Raw genomic sequence first — 18,065 nt, 5'->3', positions numbered from 1 at the left:
ATGATTGCCCCTGAGGCCTCTTGCCGGATTCAGCTCAAACATACCTATCCGGGCGTCATCTGCCTGCGCTAGTCTCACCTTTCATTGCCGTCCTACCGAGCTTTCCATGCCTGACCTGCTTGACCGTTACCCGTTGACGACGGGCACCTATCACGAATTGCTGGATGACAGCGGTGCGGTGCGTGCGCATTGGCGGCGGCTGTTCGACCAATTGCAGCGCAGCACGCCGGCTCAGTTGATCCAGCGCCAGGCATTGCTCGCCCGGCAGATTCAGGAAAATGGCGTCACCTATAACGTCTATGCAGACCCCAAGGGAGCTGATCGGCCTTGGGAGCTGGACCTGCTGCCCCATGTCATCGACGCTCGGGAATGGACGCAACTGTCGGCCGGCATTGCCCAGCGGGCACGCTTGCTCAATGCCGTGCTGGCCGACCTGTACGGGCCGCAGCGGCTGATCAGCGAGGGGCTGTTGCCGGCGGAGCTGGTATTCGGGCACAACAATTTCCTTTGGCCCTGCCAGGGCATCACACCGCCAGACGGCAACTTCCTGCACTTGTATGCCGTGGATCTGGCGCGCGCGCCCGACGGCCGCTGGTGGGTGACTGCGGATCGGACCCAGGCGCCCTCCGGCGCCGGTTATGCGTTGGAAAATCGCACGATCGTGTCGCGAGCCTTTCCCGATCTTTATCGCGACCTCAAGGTGCAACACCTGTCCGGTTTCTTCCGCACGTTGCAAGAAACCCTGGCGCGACAGGCTCCCAGCAACGGCGAGCCGCCGCTGGTGGTACTGCTGACGCCCGGTCGGTTCAACGAAAGCTACTTCGAACACCTCTACCTGGCGCGGCAGCTCGGCTATCCGCTGGTGGAAGGCGGCGACCTGACCGTCCGCGACGCCACGGTCTATCTGAAGACTCTCAGCGGGCTGCGTCGGGTCCACGCGATCATGCGTCGGCTCGATGATGATTTCTGCGACCCGCTGGAGTTGCGCACCGATTCGGCCCTGGGCGTACCCGGATTGCTGGAGGCGGTGCGTCAGGGGCGGGTGCTGGTGGCCAACGCACTGGGTAGTGGAGTCCTGGAGTCTCCCGGGCTCTTGGGATTCCTGCCGAAAATAAGTCAGTTTCTTTTCGGTGAAGAGCTGATGCTGCCCTCAATCGCCACCTGGTGGTGCGGAGAGCCGCCGGTGCTGGCCCAGGCCCTGGAGAAACTGCCGCAGTTGTTGATCAAGCCGGCGTTTCCGTCCCAGAGCTTCACGCCGGTATTTGGTCGTGACCTGGACGAAGACCAGCGCGCTCAATTGGCCGCACGCATGCAGGCGCGGCCCTATGCCTATGTTGCTCAGGAACTGGCGCAACTGTCCCAGGCGCCGGTATGGCAGGCCGAAGACGGCCAGATCCAGCCCCGAGCCATTGGCATGCGGGTTTATGCGGTGTCCGGCAAAGACGATTATCGAGTGCTACCGGGAGGCCTGACCCGCGTAGCCGCCGAGGCTGATGCCGAAGTGGTGTCGATGCAGCGCGGAGGCGCCAGCAAGGACACCTGGGTACTTGGCGAGCAGGCCCCCGGCGGTGAGCAATGGAAGGCCCAGCGAACCGTGGGCGTGCATGATCTGGTGCGCCGCGATCCCTATCTGCCGTCTCGTGTGGTGGAAAACCTGTTCTGGTTTGGCCGCTACTGCGAACGTTGCGACGACAGCGCCCGTCTGCTGCGGATCATGCTGGCGCGCTATGTCGATGGCGATGATCCACAGGCCTTGCAATCGGCGGTCGCCCTGGGCGAGAGCCTGATGTTGTTGCCGGAGGAGGGCGAGTTGCCCGAGCGCCTGCTGGCGGCCATGCTCGGGGATGACTGGTCGTTCAGCCTGCGCTCCAATCTGCAGCGCCTGCAGTGGGCGGCCTCGCAGGTCCGTGGCAAGCTGTCCCGGGAGAACTGGCAGGCGCTGGTGGAACTGCAACGCGAAGCCGTGGAGCTGGAAACCAGCGAGCCGGACTTCGGTGAGTTGCTGGATTTTCTCAATCGACTGGTGATGTCCCTGGCCGCGTTGTCCGGGTTCGCCCTGGACGACATGACCCGCGACGAGGGCTGGCGTTTCCTGATGATCGGCCGGCGCCTGGAGCGTCTGCAATTTCTCAGCAGCAGCCTGGCGGCATTCCTGCGCGGCGAGGCGGTTTTCGATCAGGCCGGGCTGGAATGGTTGCTGGAGTTGGGCAATAGCAGCATCACCTACCGTTCGCGATACCTGGCGGTGGCGCAGCTGATCCCGGTGCTCGATCTTCTGTTGCTGGACGAACAGAACCCTCACGCAGTGCTCTTCCAGTTGAAACTGGTGGCGCGCACCGTCAAGCGTCTGAACGACGATTTTGGCGCGCCGAGAGAAACCGCCCTGCCGGAACTGGTGGCGCGACTGTCGCGCTTTGACCTGCGCTGCCTGGAGAGTCTTTTGTTCGGCGAAGCCAGCCTGCGCGCGGCGCTCGACGGTCTGGCCGATCTGCTGCAGGAAGTCGCCGATGTCAGCGGGCAGGTGTCCGATCGCCTGGCCTTGCGCCATTTCGCCCATGTTGACGACGTCAGCCAGCGCACGGTATCCGTCTGATGAATGCCCGTTACCAGATCCTTCACGACACCCACTATCATTACGACAGCCCGGTGTCCCTCGCCCAGCAACTGGCGCATCTATGGCCGCGGCCCTGTGAATGGCAGCGCTGTACCGAACGACAACTGACCATCAGCCCGGAGCCCACGACCCGTCGCGATGAAGAGGATGTGTTCGGCAATCCGCTGACCCGCCTGGCCTTCGAGCGGCCCCACGATGAGCTGTTGGTCAATGCCCGCCTGAGCGTCGAGGTGCTGGCGCGCCCGCCACTGGATTTCGGTTCATCGCCCGCCTGGGAATCCACTCGTCATGCATTGACCTACAGCGGCCGGCCGCTGACGGCGCAGTTGCTGGATGCATGCCGCTATCGTTTCGAGTCACCCTATGTGCACCTCAAGCGCAGCTTCGTCGAGTTTTCCGAAAGTTGTTTCCCGGTTGGTCGTCCGTTGATGCTCGGCGTCCAGGCGCTGATGGAAAAAATCTTCGAGGAGTTCACTTTCGACGCGGAGGCCACCCAGGTCGCGACACCGCTGGTGGAAGTGCTGGAGCGACGCCGGGGCGTCTGCCAGGATTTTGCCCACCTGATGCTGGCCTGCGTACGTTCTCGCGGATTGGCGGCGCGTTACGTCAGCGGCTATCTGTTGACCCAGCCACCCCCCGGCCAGGCTCGATTGATTGGTGCCGACGCTTCTCACGCCTGGATTTCGGTGTTTTGCCCGGTGCTGGGATGGGTGGATTTCGATCCGACCAACAACGTGCAACCGTCCTTGGAGCACATCACCCTGGCCTGGGGCCGGGATTTTTCCGATGTGTCGCCTTTGCGCGGGGTGATTCTGGGGGGCGGTACCCATGACCCGGAGGTACGGGTGACGGTGATGCCGTTGGAAAGTGATCTGATGTTCCAATGAACACCTGTGGCGAGGGAGCTTGCTCCCGCTCGGTTGCGCAGCGACCGTAAAATCCTTGGACCGCTTCGCGGCCCAGCGGGAGCAAGCTCCCTCGCCACAGGTGAATTGACTGACAATGAGACTTTTATATGTTCCCGGTTTCCATCAAAGGCGTACTGCAATCTCCCGACGGCCTGGTCGTGCTGATGCTCAACGAGCGTGACGAATGGGAGCTGCCCGGTGGGCGGATCGAGCTGGGCGAAACGCCGCCGCAGTGCCTGGCACGGGAAATCGCCGAGGAGCTGGCGGTCGAGGTCAGCGTGGGCGAACCACTGGATTCGTATCTGTTCGAGGTGATTCCCGGCAAACACGTGTTCATCTCCACTTACCGCTGCCAGTTGCTGGGTGGTTTCGTGCCGACGATCAGTCATGAGCACAAGGAGATCGGGCTGTTCGAGCCAAGCCAGTTGCCAGCGAACCTGCCGGCTGGTTATCGCTTGTCCATTATCAACGCGCTGGGGTTGTGAGGGCCGGCAGCGAGGCTGTCGGCTCTGGACACAAAACCGTGGGGCCGGATCGGATCATCGGGCCCTGGAGGAGTCAGGCGTCGGGGGCCTGGTCTTTCGGTGCATCTGCATCATCGTCTGCCGCCACTTCACCTTCAGCATCGGGGTTCAGTGCTGCTTCATCGGCGGTGGCTTTCTTGCGCTGGAGCTTTTCCTCTTTCTTCTGCTCCTTGGCCAGGTCTCTCTGACGTTTGGCGAAGGAATAATTGGGTTTGGCCATGGGCGATCCTCTGGGGTCGAAGGTGAGGTTGAGCGGCGCGTATTCTGCCCTGTATCGGGGTCGAGCCGTTAGCTGGGTTTTTGCTCGGCCCATTTCGGCGGCACCGAGGGTTGCCATTCATCCAGCGCATCGAGCAGGTCATGGGCCGAGTCGCTCACTTGCAGCATGTCACGATGCGGCGCCCGGACGAAGCCTTCACCGACGATGTGATCGAGAAAACCGGTGAGTTTGCTGTAGAAACCGTTCACTTCCAGCAGCCCCAGCGGTTTAGCGTGGTAGCCGAGCTGGCCCCAGGTCCACACTTCGAAAAGTTCTTCCAGGGTGCCGAGGCCGCCGGGAAGGGCGATGAAGGCGTCGCTGAGTTCAGCCATGCGGGCCTTGCGCGCATGCATGCCGTCCACCACTTCCAGGCGTGTCAGGCCGCTGTGGCCGATCTCCTTGTCTTTCAGGCTTTGCGGGATGATGCCAATCACTTCGCCGCCAGCCGCGAGGGCTGCATCAGCGACGATTCCCATCAGGCCGACCGCGCCGCCGCCGTAGACCAGGGTCAGTTTTCGCTCCGCCAATGCCTGCCCCAGGGCCTGAGCCGCTTCGCGATAGGCCGGCTGGCTGCCGGTGCTGGCGCCGCAAAATACACAAACAGACGCTATGGACATGCTTTACTCCGTGATCGCTAACCGGTCCAGAGTAAAGCCTGCCCCTTGTTGCGCAAAGAATAAACCTCGCGCCGGGGTTTTTCGTAGGTGCCGCTGGCGCCGCAGGCGTAGGCGGCGAGCAGGCTGCATAACAGGCTGTTGAGGTTCATGACGGTTGCTCCAGAGAGGTGATGGAGCCGATCGTAACGGGCGAGTCATACTTGTGGCTGGTTGATTCTGTCCATCAGGCTGATAGTCTTAAGTTGTATACAATATTTGACACAGGTCATAGGAACTTGCTGGAAAATCAGGCAGTCTTCCCCTTGACGGAATTTTGTTAACAATGCCTTGGAGATTCATGATGTTCGCCAAACTTGTAGCAGTATCCCTGTTGACGCTGGCCAGCAGCCAACTGATGGCAGCGGAATGCAAGACCACCATCGATTCCACCGACCAGATGTCCTTCAATACCAAGGCCATCGAAATCGACAAGAGCTGCAAGACCTTCACCGTTGAGCTGACTCATTCCGGCAACCTGCCAAAAAACGTCATGGGTCATAACTGGGTGCTGAGCAAAGAGGCTGACATGCAGCCGATCGCCACCGACGGTCTGGCCGCTGGCATTGACAAGGATTACCTGAAGGAAGGTGATGCTCGCATCATCGCCCACACCAAAATCATCGGCGCCAAGGAAACCGACTCGGTAACCTTTGATGTTTCGAAATTGAGTGCTTCCGAGAAGTACGGTTTCTTCTGCTCGTTCCCGGGCCACATCTCGATGATGAAAGGCACGGTTACCCTGAAATAATCAATTTCAGACATAAAAAAAGCGCCCCAAGCAGGGCGCTTTTTTCATACGTGGCGGATAACCCATGTGGGAGCGGGCTTGCTCGCGAAGGCGGTGTGTCAGCCAGCACTGATGTAGCTGATGCGACGCCTTCGCGAGTAGGCTCGCTCCCACAGGTGATATCAGACCACCGCGGTGATCACGGAGCGTACGGCATCACTCGCTTGTGCTCGGTCTTGCGGTAGGTTTCGCAAATGATCCTGGCCGCCTCTTCGCGAATCGGTTGGCCATGCAGGAAGGCGTCGATCTCGCCGTAGGTCACGCCATGGGCGGCTTCATCCGGCTTGCCTGGCGACAGGTCTTCCAGGTCAGCGGTGGGGACTTTTTCCACCAGCGACTCCGGCGCGCCGAAATCCCGGGCGATGGCCCGGACCTGGTTTTTCACCAGGCCGCTCAGCGGGGCCAGGTCGCAGGCGCCGTCACCGAACTTGGTGAAGAAACCCATGACCGCTTCGGCCGCGTGGTCGGTGCCGATCACCAGGCCTTGCTCCGCGCCGGCGATGGTGTATTGCGCCACCATGCGCATCCGCGCCTTGGTATTGCCCAACACGAAATCCCGCGAACCCGGCGCCTTGCCTTCGAATGCCAGGACTTCCTTCGCCAATGCCTTGACCGCCGGACCGATGTTGACGGTATGGCGCTCGTCCGGCTCGATGAAATCGACGCAGGCCTGGGCTTCGTGCTCATCGAACTGGGTTTCGTACGGCAGGCGCACGGCGATGAACCGGTACGCCGAATTGCCGGTTTTTTCCCGCAGCTCGCGCACGGCACGTTGGGCCAGCAGGCCGGCGGTCAACGAGTCGACCCCACCGCTGATACCCAGCACCAGGCTCTTGAGACCCGAGTTGACGAGGCAGTCCTGAATGAAGCTCACCCGGCGCGCGATTTCGGCCTTGAGGGCGGCGTCATCGGCGAATGGTGGCTGGACCTTGAGCTGTTCAGCAATCTCACGCTGTACGGCTTGCATGAATTCACTCCTTGCTTGATGTGCCGGAAAGGGCGGCAGGTACTTGGAAAACATGTCGCATATAGGCGACGAAATTCGGATCCTTGCAGTGGGTCTTGCCGGGCTCGTCTGAAATCTTGGCCACGGGTTGCCCGTCACAGCTGATCATTTTAAGCACGATGCTCATCGGCTTTACGCCTGGAATGTCGCAGGTCAGGTTGGTCCCGATACCGAAGCTCACATTAATGCGACCACGCAAGGCGCGGAAAATATCCAGGCATTTGGGCAATGTCAGGCTGTCGGAGAACACCAGGGTCTTGCTCATCGGGTCGATGCCCAGTTTGTGGTAGTGAGCAATGGCCTTTTCAGCCCAGATGACCGGATCCCCCGAATCATGGCGCAAACCGTCGAACAGCTTGGCGAAGAACAGATCGAAGTCCTTGAGGAACGCATCCATGGTGATGCAGTCGGTCAGCGCGATGCCCAGCAGGCCTCGGTACTCACGAACCCAGCAGTCGAGCGCGGCGATCTGGCTGTCGATCAGTCGCGGGCCCAGCTGCTGGTGGGCCATGATCCATTCGTGGGCCATGGTGCCCAAGGGCTTCATGTCCAGCTCTCGGGACAGGTGCACATTGCTGGTGCCGACGAAGCGGCCGGGGAAGTCGTGCTTGAGCACGTTCACCACTTCTTCCTGGACACGGTAGGAAAACCGGCGGCGAGTACCGAAGTCGGCCACTTGCAGTTCGGACAATTCGTCGGCACTGGCGTTGGCCGTCAGCCAGTCGAACTTGCGATAAAGCTGCTCTCGCGCCTGTTCCAGGACGACTTCACGGTAGCGATAACGGTTGCGCACCTCGCTGACGATGGCCAGCAGCGGTACTTCGAACAGGATGACGTGCAGCCAGGGCCCGCGCAGACGGATAAACAGCTCGCCGTTATCGATGCCGGTGTGCACATAGCGCAGGTTGAAGCGAAACAAGCCCAGGAAGCGCAGGAAATCCGGCTTGAGGAAGCTGATGCGCTCAAGGAAACCCAGCTGGTCGGCGCTCAGGCTCAACTCGGCGAGGCGTTCGATCTGGAAACGAATTTCCGCGAGGTAAGGGCGCAGGTCTTCGCTGTCGCGGCAACGAAACTCCCATTCCACTTCGACGTTGGGGTAGTTGTGCAGCACCGCCTGCATCATCGTCAGCTTGTAGAAGTCGGTGTCGAGCAGGTTCTGCACGATGCGATCGGCAAACACGCTCTCGCTCATAATGGGAATCTCCAGACGGGTGCTGCGGCGTGCGGCAGTCGTGTTGAAAGGTCTAGTGGCGCATAACCGTGATGGTTATTGCCAGTATTTTTTAGCGTCCGCAGATCTTTTTGTGGCGAGGGAGCTTGCTCCCGCTCGGCTGCGAAGCAGACGCAGAGTTTTTCATCTGACAGATTTTTAGGGCCGCTGCGCAGCCCAGCGGGAGCAAGCTCCCTCGCCACGGGGGGCAACTGTCGCTATGGCGGCGCATCAGGGCTATCGATCTGCTCCAGCATCCATTCCACGAACAACCGCACCTTGGGCACTTCCGCCGAATGTTCCGGGTACGCCAGGTAGTAGGCATTGGTACTGGGCATCGGATGTTGCCAAGGGATGACCAGCTTGCCGTCAGCCAGTTCTTCCTCCACCAGGAATCTTGGCAGCAGGGCCACGCCACAGCCGACCTGGGCGGCGCGGATGCACATGTAAAACGTCTCGAAGCGTGGCCCGTGGTAGCTGTGTTCGGTGTGATAACCCTGATGGTCGAACCAGTCATGCCATGCCTGGGGCCGGGAGGCGTTCTGCAGCAGCACCAGCCCGGTCAGTTGCGTGGGGTCGGTAAAAGGCTCGTCCGGCAAGCTGCCCGGGGCGCAGACCGGCACCAGTTCTTCGCCGAACAGCTTCAGGGATTCGGTGCCTGGCCGCGATCCCTGGCCAAAATAGAACGCCAGGTCACTGCGTCCCTGCTGCAGGTCGTCGGCCTCCTGCTCGCTGCACAGATCCAGGTGAATGCTGGGATGGCGCAGGCGCCAACCCTTGAGTCGCGGGACCAACCAGCGGGCGCCGAAGGTCGGGGGCGTGGAGACCCGCAGGACTTCGGTGTCGCCGCCGTAGGAACGCAGGTAGTGGGTTGACATCTCTACCTGGGAGAGGATTTTTCGCACCTCCCCCAGATACAGATCCCCAGCGGGCGTCAGCTGCAAGCGTCGGCGCACGCGGCGAAACAGCAGGTGTTGCAGCAGTTCTTCAAGCTGCGCGACTTGTTTGCTGACGGCGCTCTGGGTCAGGTTCAATTCTTCGGCGGCGCGGGTGAAGCTCAGGTGACGGGTCACCGCTTCGAAGCACTGCAGCGCGGTGATAGACGGCAAATAGCGCTTATTGAGCATGATGGAGCCTTATTTTTGTCGCTCTGCTTTTGTGCTGCAGAGTCTGCTTGAGTGGCAGCATGAATAAACGGAATGATATCTCGCTTAAAGGTCGTTTGTTGGCAAGTCTCGGGCCAGCTACAACTACAGGTCTGATCAGCCGTGATTGCCCGGCTGCCACATCTTTGTCTTTCGCATGAGGAATTACCCATGGTTGCTGCATTGCTTGATCGACTGGGCGTCAACCCGGCCCTGTACCAGAACGGCAAACAGCCCGTGCATTCGCCCATCGACGGCAGTCGCATCGGCGCGGTGAACTGGGAAGGCGCCGCCGAAGTCGAGCAACAGGTCAGCCGTGCCGAACATGCCTTCGATTTGTGGCGCAAGGTGCCGGCGCCCCGTCGCGGCGAGCTGGTGCGTCAGTTTGGCGACCTGCTGCGTGAATACAAGGCCGACCTCGGCGAACTGGTGTCGTGGGAAGCCGGCAAGATCACCCAGGAAGGCCTGGGTGAAGTGCAGGAGATGATCGACATCTGTGATTTCGCCGTCGGTCTGTCCCGCCAGTTGTATGGCCTGACCATCGCCTCCGAGCGACCGGGGCATCACATGCGGGAAACCTGGCACCCGCTGGGGGTGGTCGGGGTGATCAGCGCCTTCAACTTCCCGGTGGCGGTGTGGGCCTGGAACACCACGCTGGCCCTGGTGTGCGGCAATTCGGTGATCTGGAAACCGTCGGAGAAAACCCCGCTGACCGCCCTGGCCTGCCAGGCATTGTTCGAGCGCGTACTGGAGAATTTCAGTGATGCGCCGCCGTACCTGAGCCAAGTGATCATCGGTGGCCGCGATGCCGGCGAAGCCTTGGTGGATGACCCGCGCGTGGCGTTGATCAGCGCCACCGGCAGCACCCGGATGGGGCGCGAAGTCGCACCGAAAGTCGCGGCGCGTTTTGCCCGCAGCATCCTCGAACTGGGTGGCAACAACGCCATGATCCTGGCCCCGAGCGCCGACCTGGACATGGCAGTGCGGGCGATCCTGTTCAGCGCCGTCGGCACCGCCGGCCAGCGCTGCACCACCCTGCGCCGTTTGATCGCCCATGAATCGGTGAAGGAGGAGATCGTCACCCGCCTCAAGGCCGCCTACTCGAAAGTGCGCATCGGTCATCCGCTGGAAGGCAACCTGGTAGGGCCGCTGATCGACAAGCAGAGCTTCGACAACATGCAGGATGCGCTGGAACAGGCGCTGAGCGAAGGCGGTCGGGTGTTTGGCGGCAAGCGCCAGCTCGAAGACCAGTTCCCGAACGCTTACTACGTTTCGCCGGCCATCGTCGAAATGCCGGAGCAAAGCGACGTGGTGCGCCACGAAACGTTCGCGCCGATCCTCTACGTGGTCGGTTACAAGGATTTTGCTGAAGCGCTGGATTTGAACAATTCCGTGCCCCAAGGCCTGTCGTCGTGCATCTTCACCACCGACGTGCGTGAGGCCGAGCAGTTCATGTCGGCGGTGGGCAGCGATTGCGGCATCGCCAACGTCAACATCGGCCCGAGCGGCGCGGAGATCGGCGGTGCCTTTGGTGGCGAAAAGGAAACCGGCGGCGGTCGCGAGTCCGGCTCCGATGCATGGCGCGGCTATATGCGTCGTCAGACCAATACTGTGAATTACTCGCTGGAGTTGCCTTTGGCCCAGGGGATTACTTTCGACTGAGAACCAGTCAGCGAAAGCTCTCTGTGGAAATGGTCCCCCTGTGGGAGCGAGCCTGCTCGCGAAAGCGCCGGATCAGCCAATATGAAGGTTGGCAGATGAACCGCTTCGCGAGCAGGCTCGCTCCCACATTGAATTCTGTGTTTGTTAGGTTTCTGTTGGAGTCTGGCAATGCCGTTACGCGAAGAATGTCTGTGGGAAAAGCTGACGCCACAACGGCCCGAAAACACCGTGCTCACAGGCGAGGTCACGGTAGATGTCTGTGTGATCGGCGCCGGTTTCACCGGTCTGTCAGCGGCGGTGCACTTGCTTGAGCAGGGCAAACGCGTGGCAGTGCTGGAAGCCCATCGGGCCGGACATGGCGGCTCGGGGCGTAACGTCGGGCTGGTGAACGCCGGCCTGTGGATCCCGCCGGATGATATCGAGGCCGGTTTTGGCGAGGCGGTGGGCAGCCAGCTCAACCGCATGCTCGGGGCCGCGCCGGCCTTGGTGTTCAGCCTCGTCGACAAATACAACATCGATTGCCAGCTGCGCCGCGAAGGCACCCTGCATATGGCCCACAACGCCCGGGGCGAGGCGGACCTGCGCAGCCGCGAAGAACAATGGAAACGCCGTGGCGCGCCAGTGGAACTGCTGACCGGCCAAGCCTGTGTCGAGGCTACCGGCACCGACAGGATCGCCGCGGCATTGCTCGATCGCCGCGCCGGCACGCTCAATCCGATGGCCTACACCAGCGGGCTGGCCAAGGCGGCCAAGGACCTTGGCGGCGAATTGTTCGACCAGTCGCCGGTCACGCGCCTGGAACGCCAGGGCCAGCGCTGGTCAGTGCAGACCGCCCAGGGCTCGGTGCTGGCCGAGCAAGTCGTGATCGCGTCCAACGCCTATACCGAAGGCGACTGGACCGAGTTGCGGCGCAATTTCTTTCCCGGATATTACTATCAGGTCGCTTCGGTCCCACTGACCGACGCAGCCGCCCACCGCATTCTGCCGGGTGGGCAAGGTTCCTGGGATACTCGCCAGGTATTGAGCAGCATCCGCCGGGACAAGGACGGTCGCTTGCTGCTCGGCAGCCTGGGCAATGGCAACCGTAAGCCAACCTGGTTTCTCAAGGCCTGGGCGGACCGGGTGCAGCAGCATTATTTTCCTTACCTCAAGCCTGTGGAGTGGGAGTGCACCTGGACCGGTTGCATTGCGTTCACGCCCGATCATCTGATGCGCCTGTTCGAGCCGGCGCCAGGCCTGGTGGCAGTCACCGGCTACAACGGTCGAGGCGTGACCACCGGCACCGTGGTCGGCAAGGCATTCGCCGACTATCTGTGCCACGGCGATGCCAAGGCATTGCCGATCCCTTTCGCGCCCATGCAACCCTTGGCCGGCGTGGGCCTGCGCAGCTGCCTGTATGAGGCGGGCTTTTCCCTGTACCACGCGGGCCAGTGCCTGCGGATCGTCATCTGATTGTTGAAAAGTGTTACGAGCAGCGGCGTTTTTCAACACAGCGGCTAGCCTGTTATGGTGCGGGCTGTAGCAGCCGCGCACCGGCAGTGTGCAGTTAGGTGACGCAGGTTGTTACACAGTGGTTGCACGCCGTTTCGTATGGCGGTTGCAATGATGGCTCATGGAGGGTTCCACCTACTTGTAAAAACGGTTGCACCTCGTCCGGTTTAGACGGTTGCACGCCCTGTGAAAAAGGGCCCGAAACAGTCGAAATAACAATAAAGCAGCGACTTTTTTAAGAATAAAAAACCGATGGCACGGCCCTTGCTCTTAGCTTTTCAGTGAAGTGAAGTCGCAGTGCCAACTAAAAAAAACCTTGGAGCACCACCTCATGTCCCAGACGTTTTACAAGAAAGGCTTTCTGGCCCTCGCAGTGGCAGCTGCGCTGGGTGTTTCTGCGTTTGCCCAGGCTGATGTGAAATTTGGTGTGGCGGGGCCGATGACCGGCGCCAACGCCGCGTTTGGCGAGCAGTACATGAAAGGAGCGCAGGCCGCGGCCGATGTCATCAACAAGGCAGGTGGCGTCAATGGCGAGAAAATCGTTCTGGTCGCCGGTGACGATGCCTGCGAACCGAAGCAGGCCGTGGCCGTGGCCAACCGACTGGTTGACCAGGACAAAGTGATCGGCGTGGTCGGGCACTTCTGCTCGTCCAACACCATCCCGGCCTCCGAGGTCTATGACGAAGCAGGCATCATTGCCATCACCCCAGGCTCGACCAACCCGGCCGTTACCGAACGTGGCCTGAGCGCGATGTTCCGCATGTGCGGTCGTGACGACCAGCAAGGCATCGTGGCTGGCGACTACATCGTCGACGTGCTCAAGGGCAAGAAAGTCGTCGTCCTGCACGACAAGGACACCTACGGCCAAGGCCTGGCGGATGCTACCAAGGCACAACTGGCCAAGCGTGGCGTGACCCCTGTGTTGTACGAAGGCCTGACCCGTGGCGAAAAAGACTTCAGCGCCGTGGTGACCAAGATCCGTTCGGCCGGTGCCGACGTGGTCTACTTCGGCGGCCTGCACCCGGAAGCCGGCCCGCTGGTTCGCCAGCTGCGTGAGCAAGGCCTCAAGGACGTCAAGTTCATGTCCGACGATGGCATCGTCACCGATGAACTGGTCACTACCGCTGGTGGCGCGCAATACGTCGACGGCGTGTACATGACCTTCGGCGCCGACCCGCGCCTGCTGCCGGACAGCAAGGCCGTGGTGGACGCTTTCCGTGCCCAGGGCGTCGAGCCTGAGGGCTACACTCTGTACGCCTATGCCTCGGTGCAGGCACTGGCCGCCGGTTTCAATGGTGCCAAGTCCAACAAGGGCGAAGACGCCGCCAAGTGGCTGAAAGCCAACCCGGTGAAAACCGTCATGGGCGAAAAAGCCTGGGACTCCAAGGGAGACCTGAAAGTCTCCGACTATGTGGTCTACCAGTGGGACAAGGACGGCAAATACCACCAGTTGGAAAAACAGAAGTAAGGGCTGAAGCGACCGTCCAGGCCCTTCTGGAAGCCGGCCAAACTCCGGTTTCCAGAAGGTGCGCGCTGGTCGCGCCTGACATTGCTCCGACGTAAATCTGTATTTTCCTTAGAAGAGCCGCACGCCCTGGGTGTGCAGGTTCTCACTGCGTGAGATTGCGTTATGGATGGTATTTTCCTGCAGCAACTGATCAATGGCCTGACCCTCGGGTCGGTCTATGGTCTGATCGCCATCGGCTACACAATGGTCTATGGCATCATCGGCATGATCAACTTCGCCCACGGCGAGGTTTACATGATTTCCGCTTACCTCGCGGCAATCAGTCTGGCTCTGCTGGCTTACTTCGGTATCGAATCCTTTCCGCTGATGATCCTTGGCACTCTGGTGTTCACGATCGTGGTCACCGGGGTATACGGCTGGGTCATCGAACGCGTCGCCTACAAACCCCTGCGCAACTCCACCCGACTGGCACCGCTGATCAGCGCCATCGGCATCTCGCTGATCCTGCAGAACTACGCGCAGATCAGCCAGGGCGCCCGCCAACAGGGTGTGCCGACACTGCTCGAAGGCGCCATGCGCGTCGATATCGGTACCGGCTTCGTGCAGCTCACCTACACCAAGATATTCATCCTGATTGCCGCATTCGCCGGCATGGCGCTGCTGACCTACATCATCAAATACACCAAGCTCGGCCGCATGTGCCGTGCCACCCAGCAAGACCGCAAGATGGCCTCCATCCTTGGCATCAACACCGACCGGGTGATTTCCTACGTGTTCATCATCGGTGCGGCCATGGCGGCCCTGGCCGGTGTGCTGATTACCATGAACTACGGCACCTTCGACTTCTATGCCGGCTTCATCATCGGCATCAAGGCGTTCACCGCGGCGGTACTCGGCGGCATCGGCTCCCTGCCTGGGGCAATGCTCGGCGGGATCATCCTCGGGATCTCCGAGTCGCTGTTCGCCGGTCTGATCAACTCCGACTACAAAGACGTGTTCAGTTTCTCGCTGCTGGTGCTGATTCTGATTTTCCGTCCCCAAGGCCTGTTGGGTCGCCCACTCGTGGCGAAGGTATAAGTATGTCTGCTGCCAATAAACCGCTTGATATCAAAAAGAGCGTCATCGACGCGATCCTGGCCGGCCTGATCTCCCTGATCGTATTCGGGCCGATCGTCGGCGTGGTGCTTGACGGCTACAGCTTCAACCTGCAACCGGCCCGCGTCGGCTGGCTGGTGGCGATCGTGATGGTCGGGCGCTTTGCCCTGAGCCTGTTCCTGCAAACCCCGAAGGGGCTGAAGATCCTCCAGGGGTTCGAGAGCACCGGTTCCGGCGTGCATGTGCTGCCACCCGACTACAAATCGCGGCTGCGCTGGATCATCCCGGCCCTGATCGTGATTGCCATCGTGTTCCCGTTCTTCGCTAACAAGTACGTGCTTACCGTAGTGATCCTCGGGCTGATCTACGTGCTGCTGGGCCTGGGCCTGAACATTGTGGTCGGCCTGGCCGGGTTGCTCGATCTGGGTTACGTGGCGTTCTACGCCATCGGCGCCTACGGCCTGGCGCTGGGTTACCAATACTTGGGGCTGGGTTTCTGGACCGTGCTGCCGCTGGCGGCCATCGCAGCGGCGATGGCGGGATGTATTTTAGGATTTCCCGTGTTACGAATGCACGGTGACTACCTGGCCATCGTGACCCTGGGCTTCGGCGAGATCATCCGGCTGGTGCTGAACAACTGGTTGTCGTTCACCGGCGGGCCGAATGGCATGCCGGTTCCTGCACCAACCTTCCTGGGCCTGGAGTTCGGCAGGCGAGCGAAGGACGGTGGGGTGCCGTTCCATGAGTTCTTCGGCATCGACTACAACCCCAACATCAAATTCCTGTTCATCTACATCGTGTTGTTCATCACCGTATTGCTGGTGCTCTACGTCAAGCATCGCCTGACCCGCATGCCGGTCGGCCGCGCCTGGGAGGCCCTGCGCGAGGACGAAATAGCCTGTCGCTCCATGGGCTTGAACCATGTGCTGGTCAAGCTTTCCGCGTTCACTATCGGTGCTTCCACCGCTGGCCTGGCAGGTGTGTTCTTCGCCAGTTACCAGGGTTTCGTCAATCCGTCCTCGTTCACCTTCTTCGAGTCGGCGTTGATCCTTGCGATCGTGGTGCTGGGTGGCATGGGCTCGACGGTTGGCGTGGTGATCGCGGCATTCGTGCTCACCGTGGCGCCAGAGCTGCTGCGCAGTTTCTCCGAGTACCGCGTGCTGCTGTTCGGCGTGTTGATGGTATTGATGATGATCTGGCGCCCACGCGGCCTGATCCGCATCAGCCGTACCGGTGTGACGCCGCGCAAGGGGGTAGCACCATGAGCGAAGTCGTACTCAAAGTCGAAAACCTGATGATGCAGTTCGGTGGCATCAAGGCCCTCAGCGACGTCAGCCTGCAAGTCAAGCGCAACTCGATCTTCGCCCTGATTGGCCCCAACGGCGCGGGCAAGACCACGGTGTTCAACTGCCTGACCGGTTTCTACAAGGCTTCGGGCGGCAAGATCGAACTCAACGTGCGTGGCGAGCAGACCAACGTGATCAAGTTGTTGGGCGAAGCGTTCCGCCCGACGGACTTTGTCTCGCCAAAGTCTTTCGCCAGCCGGCTGTACTACAAGATGTTCGGCGGCACCCACCTGGTAAACCGCGCCGGCCTGGCGCGAACGTTCCAGAACATTCGCCTGTTCAAGGAAATGTCGGTGCTGGAAAACCTGCTGGTGGCCCAGCACATGTGGGTCAATCGCAGCCTGGTGGCGGGCATCCTAAATACCAAGGGGTATCGCCAGGCTGAAAGCGATGCCCTGGACCACGCTTTCTACTGGCTGGAAGTTGTGGACCTGGTGGACTGTGCCAACCGCCTGGCTGGTGAGCTTTCCTACGGCCAGCAGCGCCGCCTGGAAATCGCCCGGGCGATGTGCACGCGTCCGCAGATCATCTGCCTCGACGAACCGGCCGCCGGCCTCAATCCCCAGGAAACCGAAGCGCTGAGCGCGATGATCCGGCTGCTGCGCGACGAGCACGATCTGACCGTGGTGCTGATCGAACACGACATGGGCATGGTGATGAGTATTTCCGATCACATCGTAGTGCTGGATCACGGCAACGTGATTGCCGAGGGTGGTCCCGAGGCGATTCGCAACGATCCGAAGGTGATCGCGGCTTACCTGGGCGCCGATGAAGAGGAATTGGTATGAGTGGGCCTATCCTCGAACTCAAGGAACTGGACGTGTTCTACGGGCCGATCCAGGCCCTGAAGAAAGTCTCGATGCACATCGGCGAAGGCGAAACCGTGAGCCTGATCGGCTCCAACGGTGCCGGGAAGTCCACGCTGCTGATGTCGATCTTTGGCCAGCCCCGCGCTGCGGGTGGGCAGATCATCTACCAGGGCGTGGACATCACCCACAAGTCGTCGCACTACATCGCCTCCAACGGCATCGCTCAATCGCCGGAAGGGCGCCGGGTGTTCCCCGACATGACCGTCGAGGAAAACCTGCTGATGGGCACCATTCCTATCGGTGACAAATACGCCAGCGAAGACATGCAGCGCATGTTCGAGCTGTTCCCGCGGCTCAAGGAGCGCCGCAACCAGCGAGCCATGACCATGTCCGGCGGCGAGCAGCAAATGCTCGCCATCGCCCGGGCCTTGATGAGCCGGCCGAAGTTGTTGCTGCTCGACGAGCCGAGCCTGGGGCTGGCGCCGATCGTGGTGAAGCAGATCTTCGCCACCCTGCGGGAACTGGCGTCCACCGGCATGACTATCTTCCTGGTGGAGCAGAACGCCAACCACGCGCTCAAGCTGTCGGACCGGGCCTATGTGATGGTCAACGGAGAAATCCGCCTGACCGGTAGCGGCAAGGAACTGCTCGCCAACGAAGAGGTGCGCAACGCGTATCTTGGCGGGCATTGAGGCGACAGCTGCAATGAAAAAGCCGGCGAGCGATCGCCGGTTTTTTTATCTCTCCAAACCACCATCGTCCCCTGTGGGAGCGAGCCCGCTCGCGAATGCGGCGGATCAGTTGTCGCCCATGTATTTGACACGCCGCCTTCGCGAGCAGGCTCGCTCCCACAGGGGGATATATAGAGTTTTCAGAATTGTGGACAACAATCTCGAAGCCCTGCGAAACCGCGACATAAAGTCGCCGCAAACAGTTGTTTTGTCACGGTTTTGACTTGTCCCCGTTTGCTGTGGAACTGGCTGTGGGTAACGTGGGTGTACTTGGCTGGAACCCTTTGATTACGCGGCTTTCAGCGTGGTGAGCGATTTTTGATCAGGCGGTTTTGGTCATTCGTAAGTGGCAGT

17 protein-coding genes are annotated in these 18,065 nt (G+C 60.8%); 11 read left to right on the top strand and 6 right to left on the bottom strand.

Annotated elements, in window-relative coordinates; genetic code table 11:
* Positions 1-106 precede the first annotated feature (106 nt).
* The 3 genes from J3P96_RS25100 (at position 107) to J3P96_RS25090 (ending at position 4,007) form a co-directional block, all read left to right on the top strand.
* Complete coding sequence (locus J3P96_RS25100; protein WP_434653813.1) at positions 107-2,593, top strand: circularly permuted type 2 ATP-grasp protein; 2,487 nt, start codon at positions 107-109, stop codon at positions 2,591-2,593.
* On the top strand, positions 2,593-3,501 hold the full coding sequence (locus J3P96_RS25095) for a transglutaminase family protein (RefSeq protein WP_434653812.1): 909 nt from the start codon (positions 2,593-2,595) through the stop codon (positions 3,499-3,501). Before J3P96_RS25100 ends, J3P96_RS25095 begins: the two co-directional genes overlap by 1 nt.
* 128 nt (positions 3,502-3,629) lie before the next feature.
* Complete coding sequence (locus J3P96_RS25090; protein ID WP_305497168.1) at positions 3,630-4,007, top strand: NUDIX hydrolase; 378 nt, start codon at positions 3,630-3,632, stop codon at positions 4,005-4,007.
* Positions 4,008-4,080: 73 nt separating this feature from the next.
* Here J3P96_RS25090 and J3P96_RS25085 read toward each other — a convergent pair whose 3' ends face one another.
* From J3P96_RS25085 to J3P96_RS25075, 3 genes are all read right to left on the bottom strand, one after another.
* Entirely contained in the window at positions 4,081-4,266 is a 186-nt protein-coding gene (locus tag J3P96_RS25085; RefSeq protein ID WP_434569990.1) for a hypothetical protein, read from the bottom strand.
* A 68-nt stretch (positions 4,267-4,334) separates the two neighbouring features.
* On the bottom strand, positions 4,335-4,922 hold the full coding sequence (locus J3P96_RS25080; protein WP_434653811.1) for a TIGR00730 family Rossman fold protein: 588 nt from the start codon (positions 4,920-4,922) through the stop codon (positions 4,335-4,337).
* A 17-nt stretch (positions 4,923-4,939) separates the two neighbouring features.
* Complete coding sequence (locus J3P96_RS25075) at positions 4,940-5,071, bottom strand: hypothetical protein (RefSeq protein ID WP_434653810.1); 132 nt, start codon at positions 5,069-5,071, stop codon at positions 4,940-4,942.
* 191 nt (positions 5,072-5,262) lie between these two features.
* Between J3P96_RS25075 and azu the strand changes: the two genes are divergently transcribed.
* Positions 5,263-5,709: an azurin gene (gene azu / locus J3P96_RS25070; RefSeq protein WP_434574295.1), complete on the top strand. Its 447-nt coding sequence runs from the start codon at positions 5,263-5,265 to the stop codon at positions 5,707-5,709.
* A gap of 178 nt (positions 5,710-5,887) precedes the next feature.
* Here the strand turns inward: azu and nadE are convergent, their stop codons facing one another.
* From nadE to J3P96_RS25055, 3 genes are all read right to left on the bottom strand, one after another.
* Complete coding sequence (nadE, locus tag J3P96_RS25065; RefSeq protein ID WP_434626359.1) at positions 5,888-6,715, bottom strand: ammonia-dependent NAD(+) synthetase; 828 nt, start codon at positions 6,713-6,715, stop codon at positions 5,888-5,890.
* Positions 6,716-6,719: 4 nt separating this feature from the next.
* On the bottom strand, positions 6,720-7,946 hold the full coding sequence (pncB, locus tag J3P96_RS25060; RefSeq protein WP_434653809.1) for a nicotinate phosphoribosyltransferase: 1,227 nt from the start codon (positions 7,944-7,946) through the stop codon (positions 6,720-6,722).
* Positions 7,947-8,182: 236 nt separating this feature from the next.
* Positions 8,183-9,091, bottom strand: coding sequence for a LysR family transcriptional regulator (locus J3P96_RS25055; RefSeq protein ID WP_434626357.1), 909 nt, complete (start codon positions 9,089-9,091; stop codon positions 8,183-8,185).
* A gap of 189 nt (positions 9,092-9,280) precedes the next feature.
* Here J3P96_RS25055 and amaB point away from each other — a divergent pair, with 189 nt between their 5' ends.
* From amaB to J3P96_RS25020, 7 genes are all read left to right on the top strand, one after another.
* Positions 9,281-10,771 carry an L-piperidine-6-carboxylate dehydrogenase gene (gene amaB, locus J3P96_RS25050; RefSeq protein WP_305497156.1) on the top strand — a complete coding sequence of 497 codons (1,491 nt, stop codon included), beginning with the start codon at positions 9,281-9,283 and terminating at the stop codon, positions 10,769-10,771.
* A gap of 168 nt (positions 10,772-10,939) precedes the next feature.
* A complete protein-coding gene (gene amaA / locus J3P96_RS25045) occupies positions 10,940-12,223 on the top strand; it encodes an L-pipecolate oxidase (RefSeq protein ID WP_434653808.1) in 1,284 nt (427 codons plus the stop codon).
* Positions 12,224-12,593: 370 nt separating this feature from the next.
* Complete coding sequence (locus tag J3P96_RS25040; protein WP_434569984.1) at positions 12,594-13,730, top strand: branched-chain amino acid ABC transporter substrate-binding protein; 1,137 nt, start codon at positions 12,594-12,596, stop codon at positions 13,728-13,730.
* 162 nt (positions 13,731-13,892) lie between these two features.
* Positions 13,893-14,807, top strand: coding sequence for an ABC transporter permease subunit (locus tag J3P96_RS25035; protein WP_039592565.1), 915 nt, complete (start codon positions 13,893-13,895; stop codon positions 14,805-14,807).
* A gap of 2 nt (positions 14,808-14,809) precedes the next feature.
* The gene (gene livM, locus J3P96_RS25030; protein WP_434569983.1) at positions 14,810-16,090 is read left to right on the top strand and encodes a high-affinity branched-chain amino acid ABC transporter permease LivM; all 1,281 of its coding nucleotides are present in this window, start codon (positions 14,810-14,812) and stop codon (positions 16,088-16,090) included.
* Positions 16,087-16,959 (top strand): ABC transporter ATP-binding protein, encoded by an 873-nt coding sequence (locus tag J3P96_RS25025; protein ID WP_434569982.1) that lies wholly within the window; start codon positions 16,087-16,089, stop codon positions 16,957-16,959. Before livM ends, J3P96_RS25025 begins: the two co-directional genes overlap by 4 nt.
* A complete protein-coding gene (locus tag J3P96_RS25020) occupies positions 16,956-17,672 on the top strand; it encodes an ABC transporter ATP-binding protein (protein WP_305497148.1) in 717 nt (238 codons plus the stop codon). Before J3P96_RS25025 ends, J3P96_RS25020 begins: the two co-directional genes overlap by 4 nt.
* Positions 17,673-18,065 lie beyond the last annotated feature (393 nt).

The sequence above is a fragment of the Pseudomonas sp. R3-56 genome (genome assembly GCF_051132075.1).
Lineage (GTDB): Bacteria > Pseudomonadota > Gammaproteobacteria > Pseudomonadales > Pseudomonadaceae > Aquipseudomonas.
This window is presented reverse-complemented; position numbering and strand designations above follow the sequence as displayed.